The organism is Streptomyces sp. NBC_00285 (assembly GCF_036174265.1).
In the GTDB taxonomy this organism is placed as follows: Bacteria; Actinomycetota; Actinomycetes; order Streptomycetales; family Streptomycetaceae; genus Streptomyces.
Map to the genome: position 1 here is coordinate 5832879 of NZ_CP108055.1, position 17230 is coordinate 5850108.

General features: G+C 71.0%; 12 protein-coding genes. 6 read left to right on the top strand and 6 right to left on the bottom strand.

The annotated features are described in order from the left end of the window. Window positions 1-220: 220 nt before the first annotated feature. A complete protein-coding gene (locus tag OHT57_RS26860) occupies window positions 221-1462 on the top strand; it encodes an amidohydrolase family protein (protein ID WP_328749070.1) in 1242 nt (413 codons plus the stop codon). A gap of 132 nt (window positions 1463-1594) precedes the next feature. Here OHT57_RS26860 and OHT57_RS26865 read toward each other — a convergent pair whose 3' ends face one another. Further along, the gene (locus OHT57_RS26865) at window positions 1595-2335 is read right to left on the bottom strand and encodes a glycosyltransferase family 2 protein (RefSeq protein ID WP_328749071.1); all 741 of its coding nucleotides are present in this window, start codon (window positions 2333-2335) and stop codon (window positions 1595-1597) included. A 196-nt stretch (window positions 2336-2531) separates the two neighbouring features. Next, a complete protein-coding gene (locus tag OHT57_RS26870) occupies window positions 2532-6503 on the bottom strand; it encodes an nSTAND1 domain-containing NTPase (RefSeq protein WP_328749072.1) in 3972 nt (1323 codons plus the stop codon). A gap of 358 nt (window positions 6504-6861) precedes the next feature. Between OHT57_RS26870 and OHT57_RS26875 the strand changes: the two genes are divergently transcribed. After that, entirely contained in the window at window positions 6862-7221 is a 360-nt protein-coding gene (locus OHT57_RS26875) for an ArsR/SmtB family transcription factor (RefSeq protein ID WP_328749073.1), read from the top strand. A gap of 205 nt (window positions 7222-7426) precedes the next feature. Then, window positions 7427-10123 carry a magnesium-translocating P-type ATPase gene (mgtA, locus tag OHT57_RS26880; RefSeq protein WP_443053630.1) on the top strand — a complete coding sequence of 899 codons (2697 nt, stop codon included), beginning with the start codon at window positions 7427-7429 and terminating at the stop codon, window positions 10121-10123. Between the two features lie 29 nt (window positions 10124-10152). Here the strand turns inward: mgtA and OHT57_RS26885 are convergent, their stop codons facing one another. Then, window positions 10153-10383: a hypothetical protein gene (locus OHT57_RS26885; RefSeq protein ID WP_328753341.1), complete on the bottom strand. Its 231-nt coding sequence runs from the start codon at window positions 10381-10383 to the stop codon at window positions 10153-10155. Window positions 10384-10513: 130 nt separating this feature from the next. On the opposite strand from OHT57_RS26885, the gene OHT57_RS26890 reads away from it, so the two are divergent. Continuing rightward, window positions 10514-10798 carry a polymorphic toxin type 24 domain-containing protein gene (locus OHT57_RS26890; RefSeq protein ID WP_328749074.1) on the top strand — a complete coding sequence of 95 codons (285 nt, stop codon included), beginning with the start codon at window positions 10514-10516 and terminating at the stop codon, window positions 10796-10798. Window positions 10799-10914: 116 nt separating this feature from the next. Here the strand turns inward: OHT57_RS26890 and OHT57_RS26895 are convergent, their stop codons facing one another. Then, a complete protein-coding gene (locus tag OHT57_RS26895) occupies window positions 10915-11808 on the bottom strand; it encodes a phosphorothioated DNA-binding restriction endonuclease (protein ID WP_328749075.1) in 894 nt (297 codons plus the stop codon). A gap of 31 nt (window positions 11809-11839) precedes the next feature. Further along, a complete protein-coding gene (locus OHT57_RS26900; RefSeq protein WP_328749076.1) occupies window positions 11840-13306 on the bottom strand; it encodes a DUF4041 domain-containing protein in 1467 nt (488 codons plus the stop codon). Window positions 13307-14506: 1200 nt separating this feature from the next. Between OHT57_RS26900 and OHT57_RS26905 the strand changes: the two genes are divergently transcribed. Then, a complete protein-coding gene (locus OHT57_RS26905) occupies window positions 14507-14797 on the top strand; it encodes a hypothetical protein (protein ID WP_328749077.1) in 291 nt (96 codons plus the stop codon). A 47-nt stretch (window positions 14798-14844) separates the two neighbouring features. Further along, window positions 14845-15426 carry a hypothetical protein gene (locus OHT57_RS26910; RefSeq protein ID WP_328749078.1) on the top strand — a complete coding sequence of 194 codons (582 nt, stop codon included), beginning with the start codon at window positions 14845-14847 and terminating at the stop codon, window positions 15424-15426. A 230-nt stretch (window positions 15427-15656) separates the two neighbouring features. Here the strand turns inward: OHT57_RS26910 and OHT57_RS26915 are convergent, their stop codons facing one another. Then, a complete protein-coding gene (locus tag OHT57_RS26915) occupies window positions 15657-16907 on the bottom strand; it encodes a helix-turn-helix domain-containing protein (RefSeq protein WP_328749079.1) in 1251 nt (416 codons plus the stop codon). Between the last annotated feature and the right edge of the window lie 323 nt (window positions 16908-17230).

Here is a 17230-nt window from a genome sequence, read left to right on the forward strand (position 1 = left end):
CACGGGCCCGCGCGGTGTGCCGGTGCCGGTGCCGGCCGGAGGAGACCCGGCGCCCCGGCTCGTCGAGGAGGCGGTGGACAAACTGGAAGCCTTCCGTGAACGGGCCCGGGTAGCGATGGCCGCCGTGTCGCGCCGAACCCCCGGAAGCCCTTGCCGTCGTAGGACCCGCCCCCTAGCCTGCAATCTGACGACCCATCAGATACCGGCTAGGGGGCAGGCAATGGCCGTCACCACCGAGAGCGGGACCGGATCCGGAACGGGACCTGGAATCAGGGACATCCCCAAAGTCATCAGCGTGGACGATCACGTGATCGAGCCCGCGCATCTCTTCGAGACCTGGCTCCCGGCCAAGTACCGGGACAGGGGGCCGAAACCGATCACCGCCGGCATCGGGGACCTCGCGTACGTCGGCGGGAAGTACCGGTTCACCACCGATCCGGAAGGCCAGCTCACCGACTGGTGGGAGTACGAGGGCGACCTGTTCCCGTACAAGCGGATCATCGCGGCCGTCGGCTTCTCGCGGGACGAGATGACCCTCGACGGGATCACCCGCGAGCAGATGCGGCGGGGGTGCTGGGACCCGAAGGCCCGTATCGAGGACATGGAGATGAACCATGTCGAGGCCTCCCTGTGTTTCCCGACCTTCCCGCGGTTCTGCGGGCAGACCTTCTCCGAGGCCAAGGACAAGGAGGTCGGGCTCGCCTGTGTGCGCGCCTACAACGACTGGATGGTCGAGGAGTGGTGCGGGGACAGCGGGGGCCGGCTGATCCCGCTGTGCCTGATCCCGCTGTGGGACGTCGAGCTCGCGGTCGCGGAGATCCGCCGCAACGCCGCACGGGGCGTACGGGCCGTCACCTTCAGCGAGATCCCGACCTATCTGGGGCTGCCGTCGATCCACTCCGGCTACTGGGACCCGTTCTTCGCGGCCTGCGAGGAGACCGGGACGGTCGTCAACATGCACATCGGCAGCAGCTCGCAGATGCCGGCCGCGTCCCCCGACGCCCCGCCCGCAGTCCAGGCCTCCCTCTCCTTCAACAACGCCATGGCCTCGATGATGGACTTCCTGTTCTCCGGGGTCCTGGTGAAGTTCCCTCGGCTCAAACTGGCGTACAGCGAGGGCCAGATGGGCTGGATCCCGTACGCCCTGGAACGCGCCGACGACGTCTGGGAGGAACACCGTGCCTGGGGCGGCGTCAGGGACCTGATCCCGGAGCCGCCGTCGACGTACTACTACCGGCAGATCTTCTGCTGCTTCTTCCGCGACAAGCACGGCATCGAGGCCATCGAGACCGTGGGCGTGGACAACGCGACCTTCGAGACCGACTACCCGCACGTCGACTCGACCTGGCCGAACACCAAGAAGGTCGCGTGGGAGCACGTGGCCGGGCTGTCCGAGGACGTGACCTACAAGCTGCTGCGGGGCAACGCGATCCGGATGCTGGAGCTCGGGTTCGACAAGTGAGCCAGGGCGTGTTCCGAGAGTGGCGTCGTCCGCCCCGAGGGCGGGCCCGGCAACTTCGGAACACGCCCCAGCGCTGTCGTCACTTCCCGACTGCCTCGCGGCGGCATGGAGGTGCGAAGGGGACGAAAACCCCTAGAAGGTCCACTCGAACGTGGCCAGCGACCGTGCCCGCCGCTCCGCCACCGCCATCCGGGCCGCACGCTCGGCCGTGTCGACGTGGTCGGCGTGGCCGGTCATCTGGCCGTCCCACTTGCGGTACAGGAGGCCGGGCTCGGTGGTGAACCAGCCGCGGCTCACCGCGTCCAGGGCCAGCAGCAGGCCGGTGTCCTCCGAGGCGGGCAGGGCCATCCAGCCACCCAGGGCGAGCAGCAGCTCCCGGCGCACGAAGAGGGTCGCCGGGTGCACCGGCGCGCGGAAGTCGTTCGCCGACCAGTGCGCGAGTACGGCACCCCGCTCGACGTGACCCTCCGCGGGATCCCCGGGGAAACCCGACGTCGAGCCGTCCGGCAGCCGGTCCAGCGCCCGGGAGGTCGCCCAGCCGACCGCGGGGTCGGCCTCGAGCGCGGCCAGGTCCCGGGCGAGCGCGCCCTCGGTGAGCTGGTCGTCGGCGTCCAGGACCTTCACGTACGGCCCGACGGCGTGTGCGAGCGCGATGGTGCGGGCGACACCCGGTCCGCCGGGCCGGCCCTGCCGGAAGGTCACCCGGGGGTCGTCGGGGACGTAGGGCCGGACCTCGTCCGTGTGGCCGTCCTCCTGGATCAGCCACCGCCACTCCCAGCCGGCGGGTAACTCCTGCGCACACAGGGAGGCGTAGGCCTCTGGCAGGAAGCGGGCGGACGGGGCGTGGACGGCCGTGACGACAGTGATACGCACCGACCCAGACTATGACCCGGCCGGGCCCGCCCATGACCTGACCCATGGCCTGACCAGGCACGGAAACGCCCGACCGCTGGCGACGGGGGATGCACCAGCGGTCGGGCTGTGGCCAAGACTAACAAGGCTGTCCGGACAGCGGGAGCGGACTGCTCTGCTGTGGGGAGAAGTTGTGAGCGGGATCACGTCATACGGGTCAGTCGCACGGAGGATCGTACGAGAGCCGCGGCAGGTACTTCTCCCACTCCTCGCGGGTCAGGACGTTCCCGGTCGTGGCGCAGATATGGCTGATCGCGTCGTCGACGTCGAGGTCCCACAGGCGGATGGTGTCGGAGCCGCTGGACACCCCGAGCATGCGGCTGTTGGGGCTGAAGGAGAGGAAGTTGCCGGTCTTGGCGTTGGGACTCATCGACTGTCCGATACGGCGGGCCTCGGCCGGGTCGGACACGTCCCACAGCCGGACCGTGTTGTCGTTGCCGCCGCTGGCCAGGGTGCGCCCGTCCCTGCGGTAGGTCAGCGACACGACCGCCTCGGTGTGACCGGTGAGCGCGGCGCCCGACTGACGGGCCCGGGCCGGGTCGGACACGTCCCACAGCCGGACTGTGTCGTCGTCGCTGCCGCTGGCCAGGGTCGTGCCGTCCGGACTGTAGGCGAGCACGTTGACCGGGCCGGTGTGCCCGGTGAGCGGCGTGCCGAGGGGAGTGGGCGGTCGGGCGGCACCCAGCTTCCACAGCCGGATCGTGCCGTCCGCGCTGCCGCTGGCCAGGGTGGTGCCGTCCGGGCTGAAGACGAGGGCGTTGATGTAGCCCTTGTGGCCGGTGAGCGGCGCGCCGAGCGGCCGTGGATGCGCCGGGTCGGCGACGTCCCACAGCTGCAGGGTGCGGTCGGTGTAGGCGGTGGCCAGGGTCTTCCCGTCCGGGCTGTACGCCAGTGCGTCGGGGCCCATGAACCGGGTGCGCAGCCCGATGAGGGAGTCATAGGGGGTCGGGTGGGCCGGGTCGGTGACGTTCCACAGGCGCACGGACTGCGCGCCCGTGGTCACCGCGAGCGTGTGGCCGTCGGGCGAGAACACCTGGGCGCGCTGGCCGGTGTCCCCGGGAAGGAACGGCTTGCTCAGCGCCACCGGACGTCCGGGATCCCGGACGTCCCACAGCCGGATCCGGCCGTCGCGCGCGGCCGTGGAGAGCACCTTGCCGTCGGGTCGGAACGCCCCGTTGCCGCCGACCATGTCCGACGTGGGGATCGACCACAGGCGCACCTTGCTGTCGCCGCTGCCCGTCGCGAGCGTACGGCCGTCGGGGCTGAAGCCCAGCGCGTACATCTCACCGCTGCTTCCGGCGAGCGGCTCGCCGACCTGTGAGGGGTACTCCGGATCGCTCACGTTCCACAGGCTCGCCGTGCTGTCCGCGCTGGCGGCGGCCAGCATGCCGCCCCTGGGACTGAAGGCCACGGACCAGACCGGGCCGGTGTGGCCGGTGAGCGGCGAGCCGACGGGACTCGGGTCGGCCGGGTCGGACACGTCCCACAGCCGGACACTGTCGTCCGCACTGCCGCTGGCGAGCATGGTCCCGTCCGGGCTGAACGCGACCGAGTGCACCAGCCCCGTGTGCCCGGTCAGCACCCGGTCGTACGCCGTCGGCCGCAGCCGATCCGTGGTGTCCCACAGCCGGACCGTGTCGTCGTCGCCACCGGCCGCGAGCGTGTGCCCGTCCGGGCTCCATGCCACGGAACGCACGGCGGCACCGGCGCCGGTCAGCGCCCGGGACGGCTCCTTCGCGTCGCGCATGTTCCACAGCCGTACGGTGCGGTCCTCGCCGGCGGAGGCCAGCGTGCGCCCGTCCGGGCTGAACGCGATCAGGTAGATCGTGCCGCGATGGCCGGCCAGGGGAGCGCCGAGGGGCTTCGGGCGGCGCGGGTCGGTGATGTCCCACCGCCGGATCGTCCCGTCGTCCCCGGCACTGGCCAGGGTTTTGCCGTCCGGGCTGAAGACCGCGCTGCTCACCCAGCTCGTGCCAGCGGCCAGGGGCTTGCCCAGCGCCCTGGGGTGAGCGCGGTCGCTGACGTCCCACAGGCGGACGGTCCGGTCGTAGCTGGCGGTGGCGAGGAGCTTGCCGTCCGGGCTGAACGAGGTGAGGTAGACGGCGCCGGTGTGGCCGGTGAGCGAGGTGGCCAGCGGCGCGTTGACGATCGAGATCAGCCGGGTGTTGGTGCCCTCGTCGTCGGGCCGGAGACCGTGGGCGACCAGGTCGATCCGGGCGGACAGCGACGGGTCCGTGTACTGGACGCGGTCGGCCTCCGCGACGACCTGCTCGAACACCGCGTCGTTGCGCTGCTGCCAGGCGACCACCGCCGACCCGACGGCCACCATCGCGAGGACGACCAGTGCCGACACCGCGCCCCGGGCGATCAGGACCGTGCGCCGGCGCAGCCGGACCGAGGCGGCCAGGAACTCCACCGCGCTGCGGGTCAGGAAGGTGTCCCCGGCGGACTTCGCCCAGGTGCGCGCCTGCTCCAGCCGCGATCCCCGGTACAGCAGCGAGGAGTCGCGGTGGGAACCCTCCCAGGACCGGCCGTCCTCCTCGATCCGCTGGCGCAGCAGATGATCACTGCGGTCCTCGTCGATCCACTCGCGCAGCCGCGGCCACGCCGTCAGCAGGGCCTCGTGGGTGATCTCCACGGTGTCCGCGTCCAGGGTCACCAGGCGGGCGCGCACCAGCGCCTCCAGGGACTCCTCCGTCTTGCCCGGGTCCGTCGACTCCGCGGCCAGCTGACGCCGGGTGCCGCGCCTGCGGGTGGCCTGGGTGTCCTCGCCCAGGCGCACCAGGCGCAGCAGCAGCAGCCGGGCCGCCGTACGCGCCGCCGGGTCCAGACCCGTCCAGGCCCGCTCGGCCGTCGCCGCGACCGCGCCCTGGATACCGCCGGCCGCGCGATAGCCGGACAGGGTCAGCCGGCCCGCCTTGCGGCGCTGCCAGGTGGAGAGGAGGGCGTGCGAGAGCAGCGGCAGCACGCCCGCGTCGTGTGCCCCCCGCGGACCGTCGGCGCTCACCTCCCGGACGATCAGCTCGGCGAGCCCCGGTTCCAGCTCCAGGCCCACGGCCCGGGCCGGACCGGTCACGGCCTCGCGCAGCTCCCCGCCGGTCAGCGGCCCGAGCACCATGTGCCGGTGCTGGAGCGCGTCGGCCAGCTCGGGGTGGTTCAGGCAGCGCTCGTAGAAGTCGGCACGGACGCCGAGGAGCACGAGGGCGGGCGCGGGAGCATCCGGCCCCTCCGGCGTGCACGCGGCGTGCAGCAGCCGGACGAACGTACGCCGGGCCGTCTCGTCCGCGCAGAGCGTGAACGCCTCCTCGAACTGGTCCACGATCACCACCGGCGGGGCGGCGGCGGCCCCGCGCCGATCCCACGAGGCGACCGCTTCCCGCACGGCGGACGCGAATTCAGGAGGACGGTCGGTCATCTCGCTGTCTGCGCCGGAAAGAACGGCTTCCAACTCGGGTATACGACGGGTCAGTTCCGTCACCGGATCGGCGCCCGGCACGAGCTGGAGGATCGTACGGCCGCCGTCCTCGGCGTCACCGAGGAGCGCGCCCTCCTCCAGGGCGGTCACCAGACCGGCGTTGAGCAGCGAGGACTTGCCCGCGCCCGAGGCGCCCACGAGCATCACCAGACCGCCCGAGCCGGACTCGGACGCCGAACGCAGCAGCTTGACCAGCGCCTCCGCGCTCCGCTCCCGGCCGAAGAACCAGCGGGCGTCCTCGCGCCGGTAGGAGGCCAGACCGCGGTACGGGCAGACACCGGCGGGCGCGGGGGCCGTGGCGTCGGCCGAGGCACCCTCGTCCTCCTCCGGCGACACCGCCCGCTCCCACAGCCGCTGCCACTGGCCCAGGTCGTACAGTCCGGCCGCGACAGGGGTGGGACTGATTCGCCGCGCCTCGGGAATGAGGATGTGCAGCACGGCGGTCAGCACGGCGAACTGAGCGGGTACGTTCCGGGCCCGCCGCCAGTCGCTGATCCGCTGCGCGGACACCCGGACGGGCCGCCCCCGCTCGTCGACACGCTGGAGCCGGCCGACTCCCTCGGACACCCGCTTGAGCGGCGGATTTCCCGCCTCCCGGTACAGCAGAGCAAGACGTTCCGCGAAGGCCGTGCGTGTCCCTGAGTCGGAACTCAAGGTTCCACCCCTTACTTCCCTCGCGGTTCAATCCGGACCGGAAAACCCACTTTATATGGCTGACCTGCGGCGACGCACCGTCTCCCCTACCGGAACCTCCTCTGTTGGCCCCTGCGCTGGCAGGATCATGAGTCCACGGCGCAGCCACCGGGCGACGCCATCACAGGCCATCAGTCCGGCGCCCGGTATTCCACCCAGCGCGCCGCACTTTCTCGGTCACATTCCGTCCACGGTCCACCGCTTCCTCCGGTACCGGTCCCCACGAGGGGAGGGACCGGTACCGGACGAAGCGGGACGATCACCGTGCCGCCCTACACTTGGCCGGACACACGCGGCGGAGGACGGAACGGAGCGGACTGTGGCGAAGGTCGTCGGCGCTTTCCAGGACCCTTCGGCGGACGTGCTCGCCGAGGCGGCCGCCGCGTTCGGACTCCTCGCCTCCGCCGCCCGGCTGCACATCATGTGGGCCCTGTCCCAGGGCGAGAGCGATGTCACCCACCTCGCCGACCGGGTCGGCGGCGCACTGCCCGCGGTCAGCCAGCACCTGGCGAAACTGAAACTCGCCGGCCTCGTCCGCGCCCGCCGCGAAGGCCGACGGCAGGTCTACTACGTCGACGACCCCGACATCGTGACCGTGGTCCGCGTCATGGTCGGCCAGCTGACGGCCCGAGAGACCTCCATCACACCGACGGACCGACTGCGCGAGGCCGGTGCCTGAGGAGTCGGAGGCGCGCAGGCAGGCAGACCGGCCGGCTGACGCGCCCGCGCCGCCCGCGCATCCGGGTCCGAGCCCGGTTCTGGCTTCGGGTCCGGCTTCGGCTTCGGCTTCGGCTGGGAGTGGGGGCGGGGCCATTGATGTGGGTGACCTGGCGTCGGAGTCCAGGGACCCGGCCTCGTCGTTCGAACCCGCTCCTCCTCCGGCCCTGCGGATAGTCCCCTCTACGGTCGACGCCGGACCGACCGTCCCTCGCCGCACACCCGGCACGGCCCGTCCCACCCCCGGCTCCGACCAGGCCGTTTCCTCCGCCGCCGGTCTCCTCGAAGTGTTCCGCGGCCTCGACAGCGGTCCGCGAGGGCTGACCGAGGCACAGGCCGGAGAGCGGCTGGCGCGGTTCGGGGAGAACGTGATTCCCGACGGCCGGGACCCCTCCTGGCCCAGACTGTTCGCCCGCAGCCTGCGCGACCCGTTCACCGCGGTGCTGCTCTGCCTGGGGCTGGTGTCGGCCGCGGTGCTCGCCTGGGGCACCGCCTCGGTGATCCTCCTGCTTGTCGTCGTCAGCGGTGTGCTGCGCGCCTCGGGCGAACACCGTGCCGACCGTTCCACGGCGGGACTGCGCCGCCTGGTGGCCCACACGGTCACGGTCCAGCGCCGGGCCCACGACGACACGCCACCGGTCACCCGGGAGATCCCGGTCGAGGAACTCGTCCCCGGCGACGTCGTACGGCTCGTCCCGGGCGACCTGATTCCCGCGGACGTACGACTGCTGCGTTCGACCGGACTGACGGTCCACCAGGCCGCGCTCACCGGAGAGTCGGCACCGGTGGAGAAGGCCGCGGACGCCGGTGCGGATGACGCCGTCGCGGATGACGCCGGCATGGATGACGACACGTCCGGCACGGGCATCCTCGCGCACCCCCGGCTCTGCTTCCAGGGCAGCAGTGTCGCCTCCGGCAACGCCATCGCAGTCGTCACTGCGACCGGCGCCGGCACCCTGTTCGCCGCAGCTCACCGCCGTACCGGAAAGCCCCCCGCGACCACCTTCGAACGTTCCGTCCAGGGCGTCTCCTGGATCCTGATCCGCTTCGCCCTGCTGACTCCGCCCCTGGTGCTCATGGCGAACGCCGCCCTCCGCGGCCGCGGCCTGGAGACCCTCCCCTTCGCCGTCGCGGTGGCGGTCGGGCTGACCCCCGAGATGCTGCCGGTCCTGGTCACCGCCTGCCTGGCCCGCGCCGCCGCCCCCCTCGCCCGCGCCCACGGCGTCATCGTCCGGCGGCTCCCCGCCCTGCACGACATCGGCGCCATGGACGTCCTGTGCGTCGACAAGACCGGCACCCTCACCCAGGACCGCCCGGTCGTCGACCGCGCACTGGACGCCGCGGGCCACGACGACCCCGGCGTACTGCGCTGGGCGGCGGCGGCCGCCTGGTGGTCCCTCCAGCTCACCGACCTGCCGGCCCCCGACGCCCTGGACGAGGCGCTGCTCGCCGCCGCCGACGAGGACGCGCTCATGGCGTACGACGGCGTCACGGCCGTCCCCTTCGACCCGGTCCGCCGCCTGGCCACCGTCGTCGTCCGCACTCCCGGCCGGCTCGGCACGCAGACCCTGATCACGAAGGGGGCCGTGGACGCCGTACTGCTCCGCTGCTCCCTGCCCGACGACGAGCGCGCCCGACTCCTCGACCTCGCCGACGCCCTGGCCGCGGACGGAGTGCGCGTCCTCGCGGTAGCCACCGCCGAACGCCCCGCGGGCAGCCGCCTCGACGAACACGGCCTCACCTTCCGCGGCCTGGTCACCCTCCGGGACGACCTCGCCCCCACCGCCGCCGAGGCCCTCGCCGGACTCGCCGGACAGGGCGTCGCCGTCAAGGTCCTCACCGGCGACCACCCAGGCACCGCGGTGCGGGCCTGCCGTGATCTGGGGGTGCCGGTGGCCGGTGTCGTCACCGCCGACCGCCTCGACACCCTCACCGACGCCGAACTCACCGAACTGGCCCGCCGTACGACCGTCTTCGCCCGCTGCACCCCCGACCACAAGACCCGCGTCACCCGAGCCCTCCAGGCCGGCGGCCACACGGTCGGCTTCCTCGGCGACGGCGTCAACGACCTGCCCGCCCTGCGGACCGCCGACGTAGGCGTCGCACCACCCGACGCGGCCGGGGTGACCAGGGAGAACGCCGATCTCGTACTCGCCGGGAAGGACCTCACCGCGATCGGCCACGCGGTCGCCGCCGGCCGTCACGCGGGCGGCAACATCGCCACGTATCTGCGCATCACGCTCTCCTCCAACCTCGGAAACGTGATCGCGATGCTCTCCGCGGGCCTCCTCCTGCCGTTCCTGCCGATGCTCCCGGCCCAGGTCCTCGTGCAGAACCTGTGCTTCGACGCGGCCCAACTGGCGTTCGCCTACGACCTTCCCGCCCCGTCCGTGCTGCGCCGTCCGCGTGTGCTGGAGCCCCGGGAACTGCTCCGGTTCATCGTCGGATTCGGCGCACTGAACGCCGTGGCCGACCTGGCGACGTTCGGCGTCCTCGCGCTGGCCCTGAGGGGGCCGGGGGACGACGAGGCGCTGTTCCACTCGGGCTGGTTCACGGAGAACCTGCTGACGCAGGCGCTGGTGATGGTGCTGCTGTCACTCGGCCGACGAGGCGGACGAGGCGGACGGCGGGGCGGCAGGCGGTTGGGCCCGGTGACCTGGTCCGCCGCCGGGCTGGCCGGAGTCGGCCTGCTGCTCCCCGCGTCGCCGCTGGGCCCGGCCCTGGGCCTGACCCCGCTGCCCGGCGTGTACTACGCCCTCCTGGCGGCCGTCCTCGCGCTGTACGCCGTGGCCCTGCCGAGGGCGAGAGCCCGCTACGAGCACCGGACACTCCACCGTTCGACGGTTGCGCAACCCGCCGACTGAGCGCGTCGGGGGCGGCGCCTGGGGCCGCGTCAGGGGCAGGCGATGTCGAACCCGTACCGCAGTGGCTCGTCCGTCACCCCGTGGTCGAGCCGGTAGACGTAGACCCCTTCGACCCGCACCCCGGCCGGCGCACCGTCCGCCTGGCAGGGATACGTCACCTGCACCACCCGGGGCCGGTCGACGACCTTGACCCGCATCCCGTCGGCCGGTCCGCCGTCCAGGACGGCGACTTCCCACCCGGTCACGTCCGGCGCCCGCACTGTCTCCGCTGTTTCCACGACAACAGTTTAAAGCTTGCGCAATCATCCGATCAGCGGAACAGATCACCTTTTCGGACCCGCAGACCGGAAAAGTCACCAACCGGACGACGTACGCCTCCGAGGCTGCGCCGTGAAACGGGTCGATCTGGCAGGCCGTCCGCACGGCGGGGTGCACACCCCGCAGGTCGTGAAGTGCGAGCGCAACACCAGCCCGACGAGACGGTCGAGTACCGCGGCGGCGTGTTCCTCAAGGACCGCTTCACCAACACCCCCACCCACCACCCCCAACTCGCCCTGGCCTTGGCCTTGGCCTCGGCCGAGTCCTGGCAGGGAATCCCCGCCACCCGCGACCCCGACCGCGAGATCACAGCCGAGGCAACCGACGAGGACTCCGGCGCCTACGGCCCGACGGTGACCTCCTGGACATCACCGCGCGAGTCGGTGTTCGACCAGGCCCAGCCGGAACCCGTAGGCCCGCCTTGGCCCAGACTGTGCTCTCGGTGCCGCGCTCCTGGCCGGTGGGCCGTGGGATCAGGCGGTGGCCGGGCGCGGGCTGCCGCGGAACACCTGGCCGGTGTGCCAGGAGCGGTGAGCTGCCGCGATGGGCAGGGCCCCGGGCTGAGGGCCGGTGAGCGGGCGGCCGGCGAGTGCGGTGACCTGCACGCGAGCAGCCTGGCTGCGGCCGACGAATCGCTGCGAGACCAGGATGCGTCGGCCGTCTCCGATGCCGAGGACACCCTTGTCGAAGAGCTTGTGATGCAGCGAGCACAGGCACAGCCCGTTGTCGACGTCGTCCGGGCCGTCGAACGCCCACCAGCGCACATGCGCGGCCTCCAGACCTACCGGCGCCGCGCCGATCATGCCGTCGTAGCCGCAGAAGGCGCACTGGTACTCGTACGCGGTCAGCACCAACTCCCGCATCCGCCGGTCCCGTTGCCGCCTCGCGGGTACCGCCGGAGTGTCGGTCTCGGCGAGTTCCGGTTCCAGGCCCACCGCGTCACACAGATCCTGGTGCAGCGACGCCGGGAAGTGCAGATCCAGCAGCACCCGTGCCATACGGCCCAGCAGCGACGGTTCCCGCTTCAACGCCACCTGAAGATCCGGGGCCAGCCGCCCGGTGGCCCGACCGGCCCGCAGTTCCCGCACCCCGGTGCCGGGGCTGCCGACGCCGTGCTCGGTCCGCACCTCCCACACCCCGTCGCTGACCAGGTGGTGGAAGGGGTAGGCGGGCGTGGTCCCACGCGACGGACCGTACTCCGCCAGCAGTTGCTTCAGATCCCCCTCCACCGCGCTGTACGGCAACTCGTCCGCGGCATCCGCCTGAAACCGGCCCAGCGCGTACAGCAGCAGCAACGGCTTGTGAGGCGCCCGCACCCCGTCCCGGCTCCACTGCCTCAACTTCGCGGCACGCTCCAGCCAGTCCATGGCGATGATCGTAGTGATGCCCCACCGCACATCAAGCGGTCCCGGCGGCGGCTCCTCGGGCTCCCACACCTGCGGCGGCGGCACCGGCATCGCCCGTACGCCTGCCGGCCCGCCATTCCAACGCCTGGGGTTCCTCGGTGAACTCGATCAGGTGCTGCCCGGCGAACCGTTGCAGCGCGTTGCGCACTTCCGCCGGGGTGACATAGAAGAACTCCTTACGACTGTTGACCTGGTTGACCCGCTGCGAGGCGAACTGCCGGTGGAGTTCAGTCTCCAGACCGACCGCGTCCTTGCTGAAGATCAGCGCGTGCACGTCGAAGCGGAAGGGCACGGCCGCGCCGCTCAACTCGTAGACACGCTCCAGAGGTTCGAGTCGACGTGTCATGCCGATCTTCACCATCCGATCTCCGAAGGCCCCGATGTTCGAGATGACGTACACATAGCCGGCGCGGACGTTCGCCGCGCGGGACTCGACGTCCTGCAGAGCGCTTTCGACCTCGGCCAGTTTGGCCTGCATCTCCGCCACAGCCGCCTCGTCACCGCGCTCGCGCAGGCGTTCGAGTGCTACCTGATAGTGGCTGAGTTCCTTGTTCAGCTTCTCCCGTTGCCGGTCGAGTTCCCGCTGGACCGCTGCTTCCTCGCGCTCCCGGGCGCGCACCTCGCGCTGAACCTCCTTCTCCTCTTCCTTCTTTTGCAGGAAGTCGGCGGTGAGCTCCAACTCCCCTACGCGCGCGTTGTGGTACTCGTCGGTGATCCTGATGTGCATGGTGGCGCCCAGCCTGGCGATCGTCTCGCGGCTCTTGAAGAGCCGGTCCACGAGGGAACTCAGTCGGTGTGGTCGCATCGACCGCACGGCGTAGTCGGCTTCGGCGTTGTAGGCGCGCAGCATGAGTTTGGAGAAGTCGCGGACCATCTTCTGGCCCTCGCGCTTGGAGCCGTTGACCGTCCAGTCCGTGGCCGCCTGTGCGGCGCGGCCCGCACGAGCGAGTGTCTTGATCTCGTTCTGCAGTGTGTCGAGCCGACTGCGGTAGGCGATCGCGTCGTGCAGCGTGTGCCGGTAGGCATAGATCCCGGCTTCCTGCAGCATGGCGATCTCGTCGGCGTTGACGATTTGGCCCTGCAGTTCGGCGAGTCGCCGCTCGGCGTCGACGATGTCCTTGCGGTGACGGTCAACCTCCTTGCGTACCCGCTCTGTCTCTTTCGCAGTCCGGCGCACGTCCGCCAGGATCTCTTTCGCCGTCTCGCGCGCGTCCTTGAGGATCCCCTCGGCCTCCTCGACGGCCTGGGCCGACGCCGTCTCGCGCAGCGCGACAGCCTCTACCTCGACCTGTCGTACGAGGACCGCGACCCGCGCGGCGTCCAGCCCCTGTGTCCTGGTGATCCATGCCCGCAGCTCGTCGGCCTCGGACACGGCATCCGCACGACGGCGCCCGAACAGCCCGCCCTTCCGCGGCGACGTCACCGCCGCCGTACTGTCGGGAGCGGCGGCGTCCGGCATCTCGGAGGCTCCTGGGGCAGGATCGACAACAATGGTGGCGCCCACGGCCCCGGACTCCGGCACCCACAACTGCCACCCCGCCGGCAGCGGGGGCCACGAGGGGTCGGGCCGCCAGTCCGGCGGCGGCATCCATCCTTCAGGTGGCACAGGCCAACCCGGCGGTGGATTGAAACGGTAAGCGCTCATGCCGCACCCCTTCGTCCCTGAGGCTCACCAGCCCGCAGGCACCGGACAATCTCGGTAGACATCGAGTGACATTTTCTCGGTGATCAGCCTTCCGATCACCCGCGCATTCCAATTCATGACTTCCTTGTGACCGAGCGTCAGGACTCCTCTCGTGTCCGCAGCCAGAGGCGTGCGTCATCCGCGGGGCATACTCGTCGCTTGTCGCACGCGGAGCACCACTCACCGGACGCCGGGGCGGTGGGATGGGATCCCGCGACTTCTTCGTCACCGATGAAGTCGTGACGAGTCCGACACCTGCCGGGCCGATCCGGCGTTCCGCGGGTCAGGTTCTTGGTGTCGAGGGGTCTCGCAAGGCGTTGGGAGAGCCTGGGAAGCGGGATCGGCTTCCCAATGGCTCCGGAGTCGTACGGCGAGGATCTCGGAGTCCCCGGCTACGACCGTGACTTCGAAGCCATCGTCCGCGCCTCCGGACGACCGGTCCGAAAGATCGACCTCAAGCAGCCGGTCAGCTCCCCGTTCCATCGCCACCGCAGACACCCCGACCTCTGCCGCACCTTCCAGGTTTTCCCGCAAGATCACGTAATTGAGGGGCCGGAGACCCACCGAAAGGGCGCGAGGTCATCTCCGCATCCCAGGACGGCGTCTCAGGCAGTGCCTGTTTGTGCAGCTCAGGGTGGGTGAGACGGTTGCGTCGTTGCGGGTTCGGCGGTGGTGGTTGCGGTGGGTCCCCGGCGTCTCCGAAGCTGTGGATGTCGCACCGGCCGGGGTGGCTTGAGGGCCTCGGTAGCAGCCAGGTGACGACTCCCGCCCTGTGCCTGCGTACCTGGCATCCGTGTGCCCCTCTGTCCTCCGACGGGTGGTGGCGTCCTGCGCTGCCCGACGCCCCACGACCTTGAGGGTGGGGACATCCGGCCGACTCCCGCCCGACCGGGCGGTCAGGCCGTCATGTCCTCCGATCGGACGCGGACCGGGAGCGACTCCCTATCGACCACCGACCAAGAAGGAAGACACGACATGAGCAGGAACATCCACACACGTCGCATCCCGGGCCGCCGTGCGGCCTTCGCCGCCGGTCTCGTCCTGGCCGTCGGACTCGGCGTGTCGACGCAGACGGCGGCACAGGCCACCGCCCCCGCTCCCACCAAGGCATCCGTGAGGGCGTCCGCCGCGTCGCCGTCGGTCAGTGGCTTCAACGGTGACGTGGTGACCCAGATCGCCGACTTCTACGGCGCCTACATCGACGCGAAGGACGACGCTACGGGCCCGGACACTGCACTGGTCAAGCGCTGCGCACGCACTACCTGACGCCCGCCTTCGCCAAGAAGCTGCAGGCCTGGGAGAAGAAGAACAAGGTGGACGGTGTTCTGCGCGCCCAGAACATCCCGGTGCAGTGGACGGTGAGCGAGGTCGGCGACAGCCTCGAGGTCGTCGTCACCCTGACCTTCGGCGGCGGGGAGTCGCCCACGACGACGACCAGGTTCATCGTGAAGCAGGAGCCGACCGGCCAGATCACCGACATCCGCACCACGAGCATCGCCTCTGTGAAGGCGTCCGCCGCGGACCGGTCGGTCAGTGGCAGCACCGGTGACTCGGTGACCCGGGTTGCCGACTTCTTCGGCGCGTACGTCGACGCCAAGGACGCCCCCGTGGGCCCGGACACTGCACTGGTCAAGGCGCTGCGCACGCACTACCTGACGCCCGCCTTCGCCAAGAAGCTGCAGGCCTGGGAGAAGAAGAACAAGGTGGACGGCGTCCTGCGTGCCCAGAACGCTCCGGTGGACTGGACGGTGAGCGAGGGTGCCAACAGCGGCGAGATCGCCGTCACCCACTCCTTCGGCGGCGGGGAGTCGCCGACGGTGAGGACCGACCTCGTCGTGAAACTTGAGCCGGTGTTCGGCGACGTCACCGACATCCGCACAACGAGCGCCCGCTGACGACACAGCAGCTCCGCCTGGGGTCCGCTTCCGGCTTCGGCCGGGGGTGGCACCGGTAGCGCTGATGGCGCACACGGGCGGGCCCTGCTCCGCGGTGCACCGAGACGACGCGGCCCGGACCCATGCTTGTGCTCCCCGGACAGATACGTCGTGAGGTTGTCGGCGGGGCCGGACATGCTCCAGCTCCCGCCGGCCGTACTGCCGGGCGGGCCACGTGACCTGTCACTTCGTCAGTCGCCGGTTGCCGCCATGTTGGCGGCGGGGATCGGGACCCAGCGACCGGGGTGGTGATAGATGCGGTCGTACCGGTAGCCCAATAGTCCTTTGGTGCTGGTGGTACGGAAGGGACGGCCGTGGTCGTCGATACGGGCCGTGCCGGTACGGCCTTGGGAGGACCAGTCGAGGTCGAGGTACCAGTCGCAGGTGCAGGACTCGTTGAGCGAGGAGACCACCAGGACTTCGGGTTCCTGCAGGGACACCCGGTAGGGGAAGTCGATCGCGGGGATCGGCGTGCCCGCCGCGTTGTCGCCAGGCATCGAACGGACCAGGGGCAGGTGCGCGTCGAGGTTCACGGAGAAGAAGCGGGGGGTGATGCCGGCGCCGCAGCCGTCGCTCAAGGAGTAGAGGATGCCCCGGCCGACGGCGGGGGCGACGCGGTTGACCACGCGCACGTGGAGGGCCTCCAGGACGACGGCGGCGGAGCCGCGTCCCTGCACCGTGATCTGCACGCCGGTGGAGCCCCCGTGCACCGCACGCTGGGAGTCGACCCACGCCGCGATGTCTTCCGGGTGTGGTGGCGGCGGGACCTGCCGCGGCGGCTTGGCGACGACGTAGGCCTCGCCGCAACCACTGAGTCCGAGCGTGTGGGAGTTGGCGGTCCAGGTGAGAGGAGCCACCTGTGGGGCCGTGCCGGCGTTCGCCCGGTTCTTCTGGGAGCTGTGGCCGCTTTGTGCGGCCGGGGTGGAGCGTTCCGGTGTGATGCGGGTGGGGGCCGACGACGCACCGCCGACAGAAAAGGGCCCGGCAACGGAAGCGGCGAGACCGACGAGCGCGACGGCAAGCGAGACCGCCAGCGCCGGCGTTCGCACGGGCCACCGTCGGAGGCGGCCGGCGCGGGGCCGCGGGTCGGCGGGTGGGGCAGGCTCCGGCGTCTCAGCCGCAGGGCTGCTGTGGTTCGCGGATGCGGATGCGGCCGATGCCCGTCGGCCATCGGACGGGCGTGGTCGTTGCCGTGCCGCGACAGCCACGATCCAGCGGCGGTGCAACTCCGTTCGCTCTTCGGGGGAGGCGCCGCAGAGTGCGGCGAACCGCTCGACTCCGGCGAAGTCCTGCGGGACTGCTTCTCCGGAGCAGTAGCGGTGCAGGGTGGAGGCGTGCACGTCCAGTCGGCGGGCCAGTGCCGCGTAACTGCGGTCGGTGCGCTCCTTCAGACACGTCAGCAGTGACGCGAACTCCGCTACGTCATCGTGGATCGAATCCATGTGGTCCGTACTCGTATCCGCTTGTCGGCCCCTGCAGGCCTGTCCCGATGGGGACGGCATCCCAGGCGCTCCCCCGGTATCTGCACGCCAATACGCCGAGGATGGTTCCAGCGACCAACTGCACAGCGCTGAAGTTTCCCGGGAACGGTGGACATCCCACGCCTTCTCGGCCCGCAACGAACGCAGCCCAGCACAGCCTGGCGGCCGGGCCAATCCTCTACGGTCTGCGTCAGCGGCCACCGGCGAACCTCCGCTGGGCACAGCGAGAACATTCAGCAATACCAGAGGGCCCTCACCGACTCGGTGAGGGCCCTCTGGTGTTG

Bases quoted from the DNA above. Each gene is read 5' to 3' on its own strand.
- OHT57_RS26860 (WP_328749070.1), top strand. From the start codon at position 221: ATGGCCGTCACCACCGAGAGCGGGACCGGATCCGGAACGGGACCTGGA.
- OHT57_RS26895 (WP_328749075.1), bottom strand. From the start codon at position 11,808: ATGGACTGGCTGGAGCGTGCCGCGAAGTTGAGGCAGTGGAGCCGGGAC.
- OHT57_RS26900 (WP_328749076.1), bottom strand. From the start codon at position 13,306: ATGCCGGACGCCGCCGCTCCCGACAGTACGGCGGCGGTGACGTCGCCG.
- OHT57_RS26905 (WP_328749077.1), top strand. From the start codon at position 14,507: ATGAGCAGGAACATCCACACACGTCGCATCCCGGGCCGCCGTGCGGCC.
- OHT57_RS26915 (WP_328749079.1), bottom strand. From the start codon at position 16,907: ATGGATTCGATCCACGATGACGTAGCGGAGTTCGCGTCACTGCTGACG.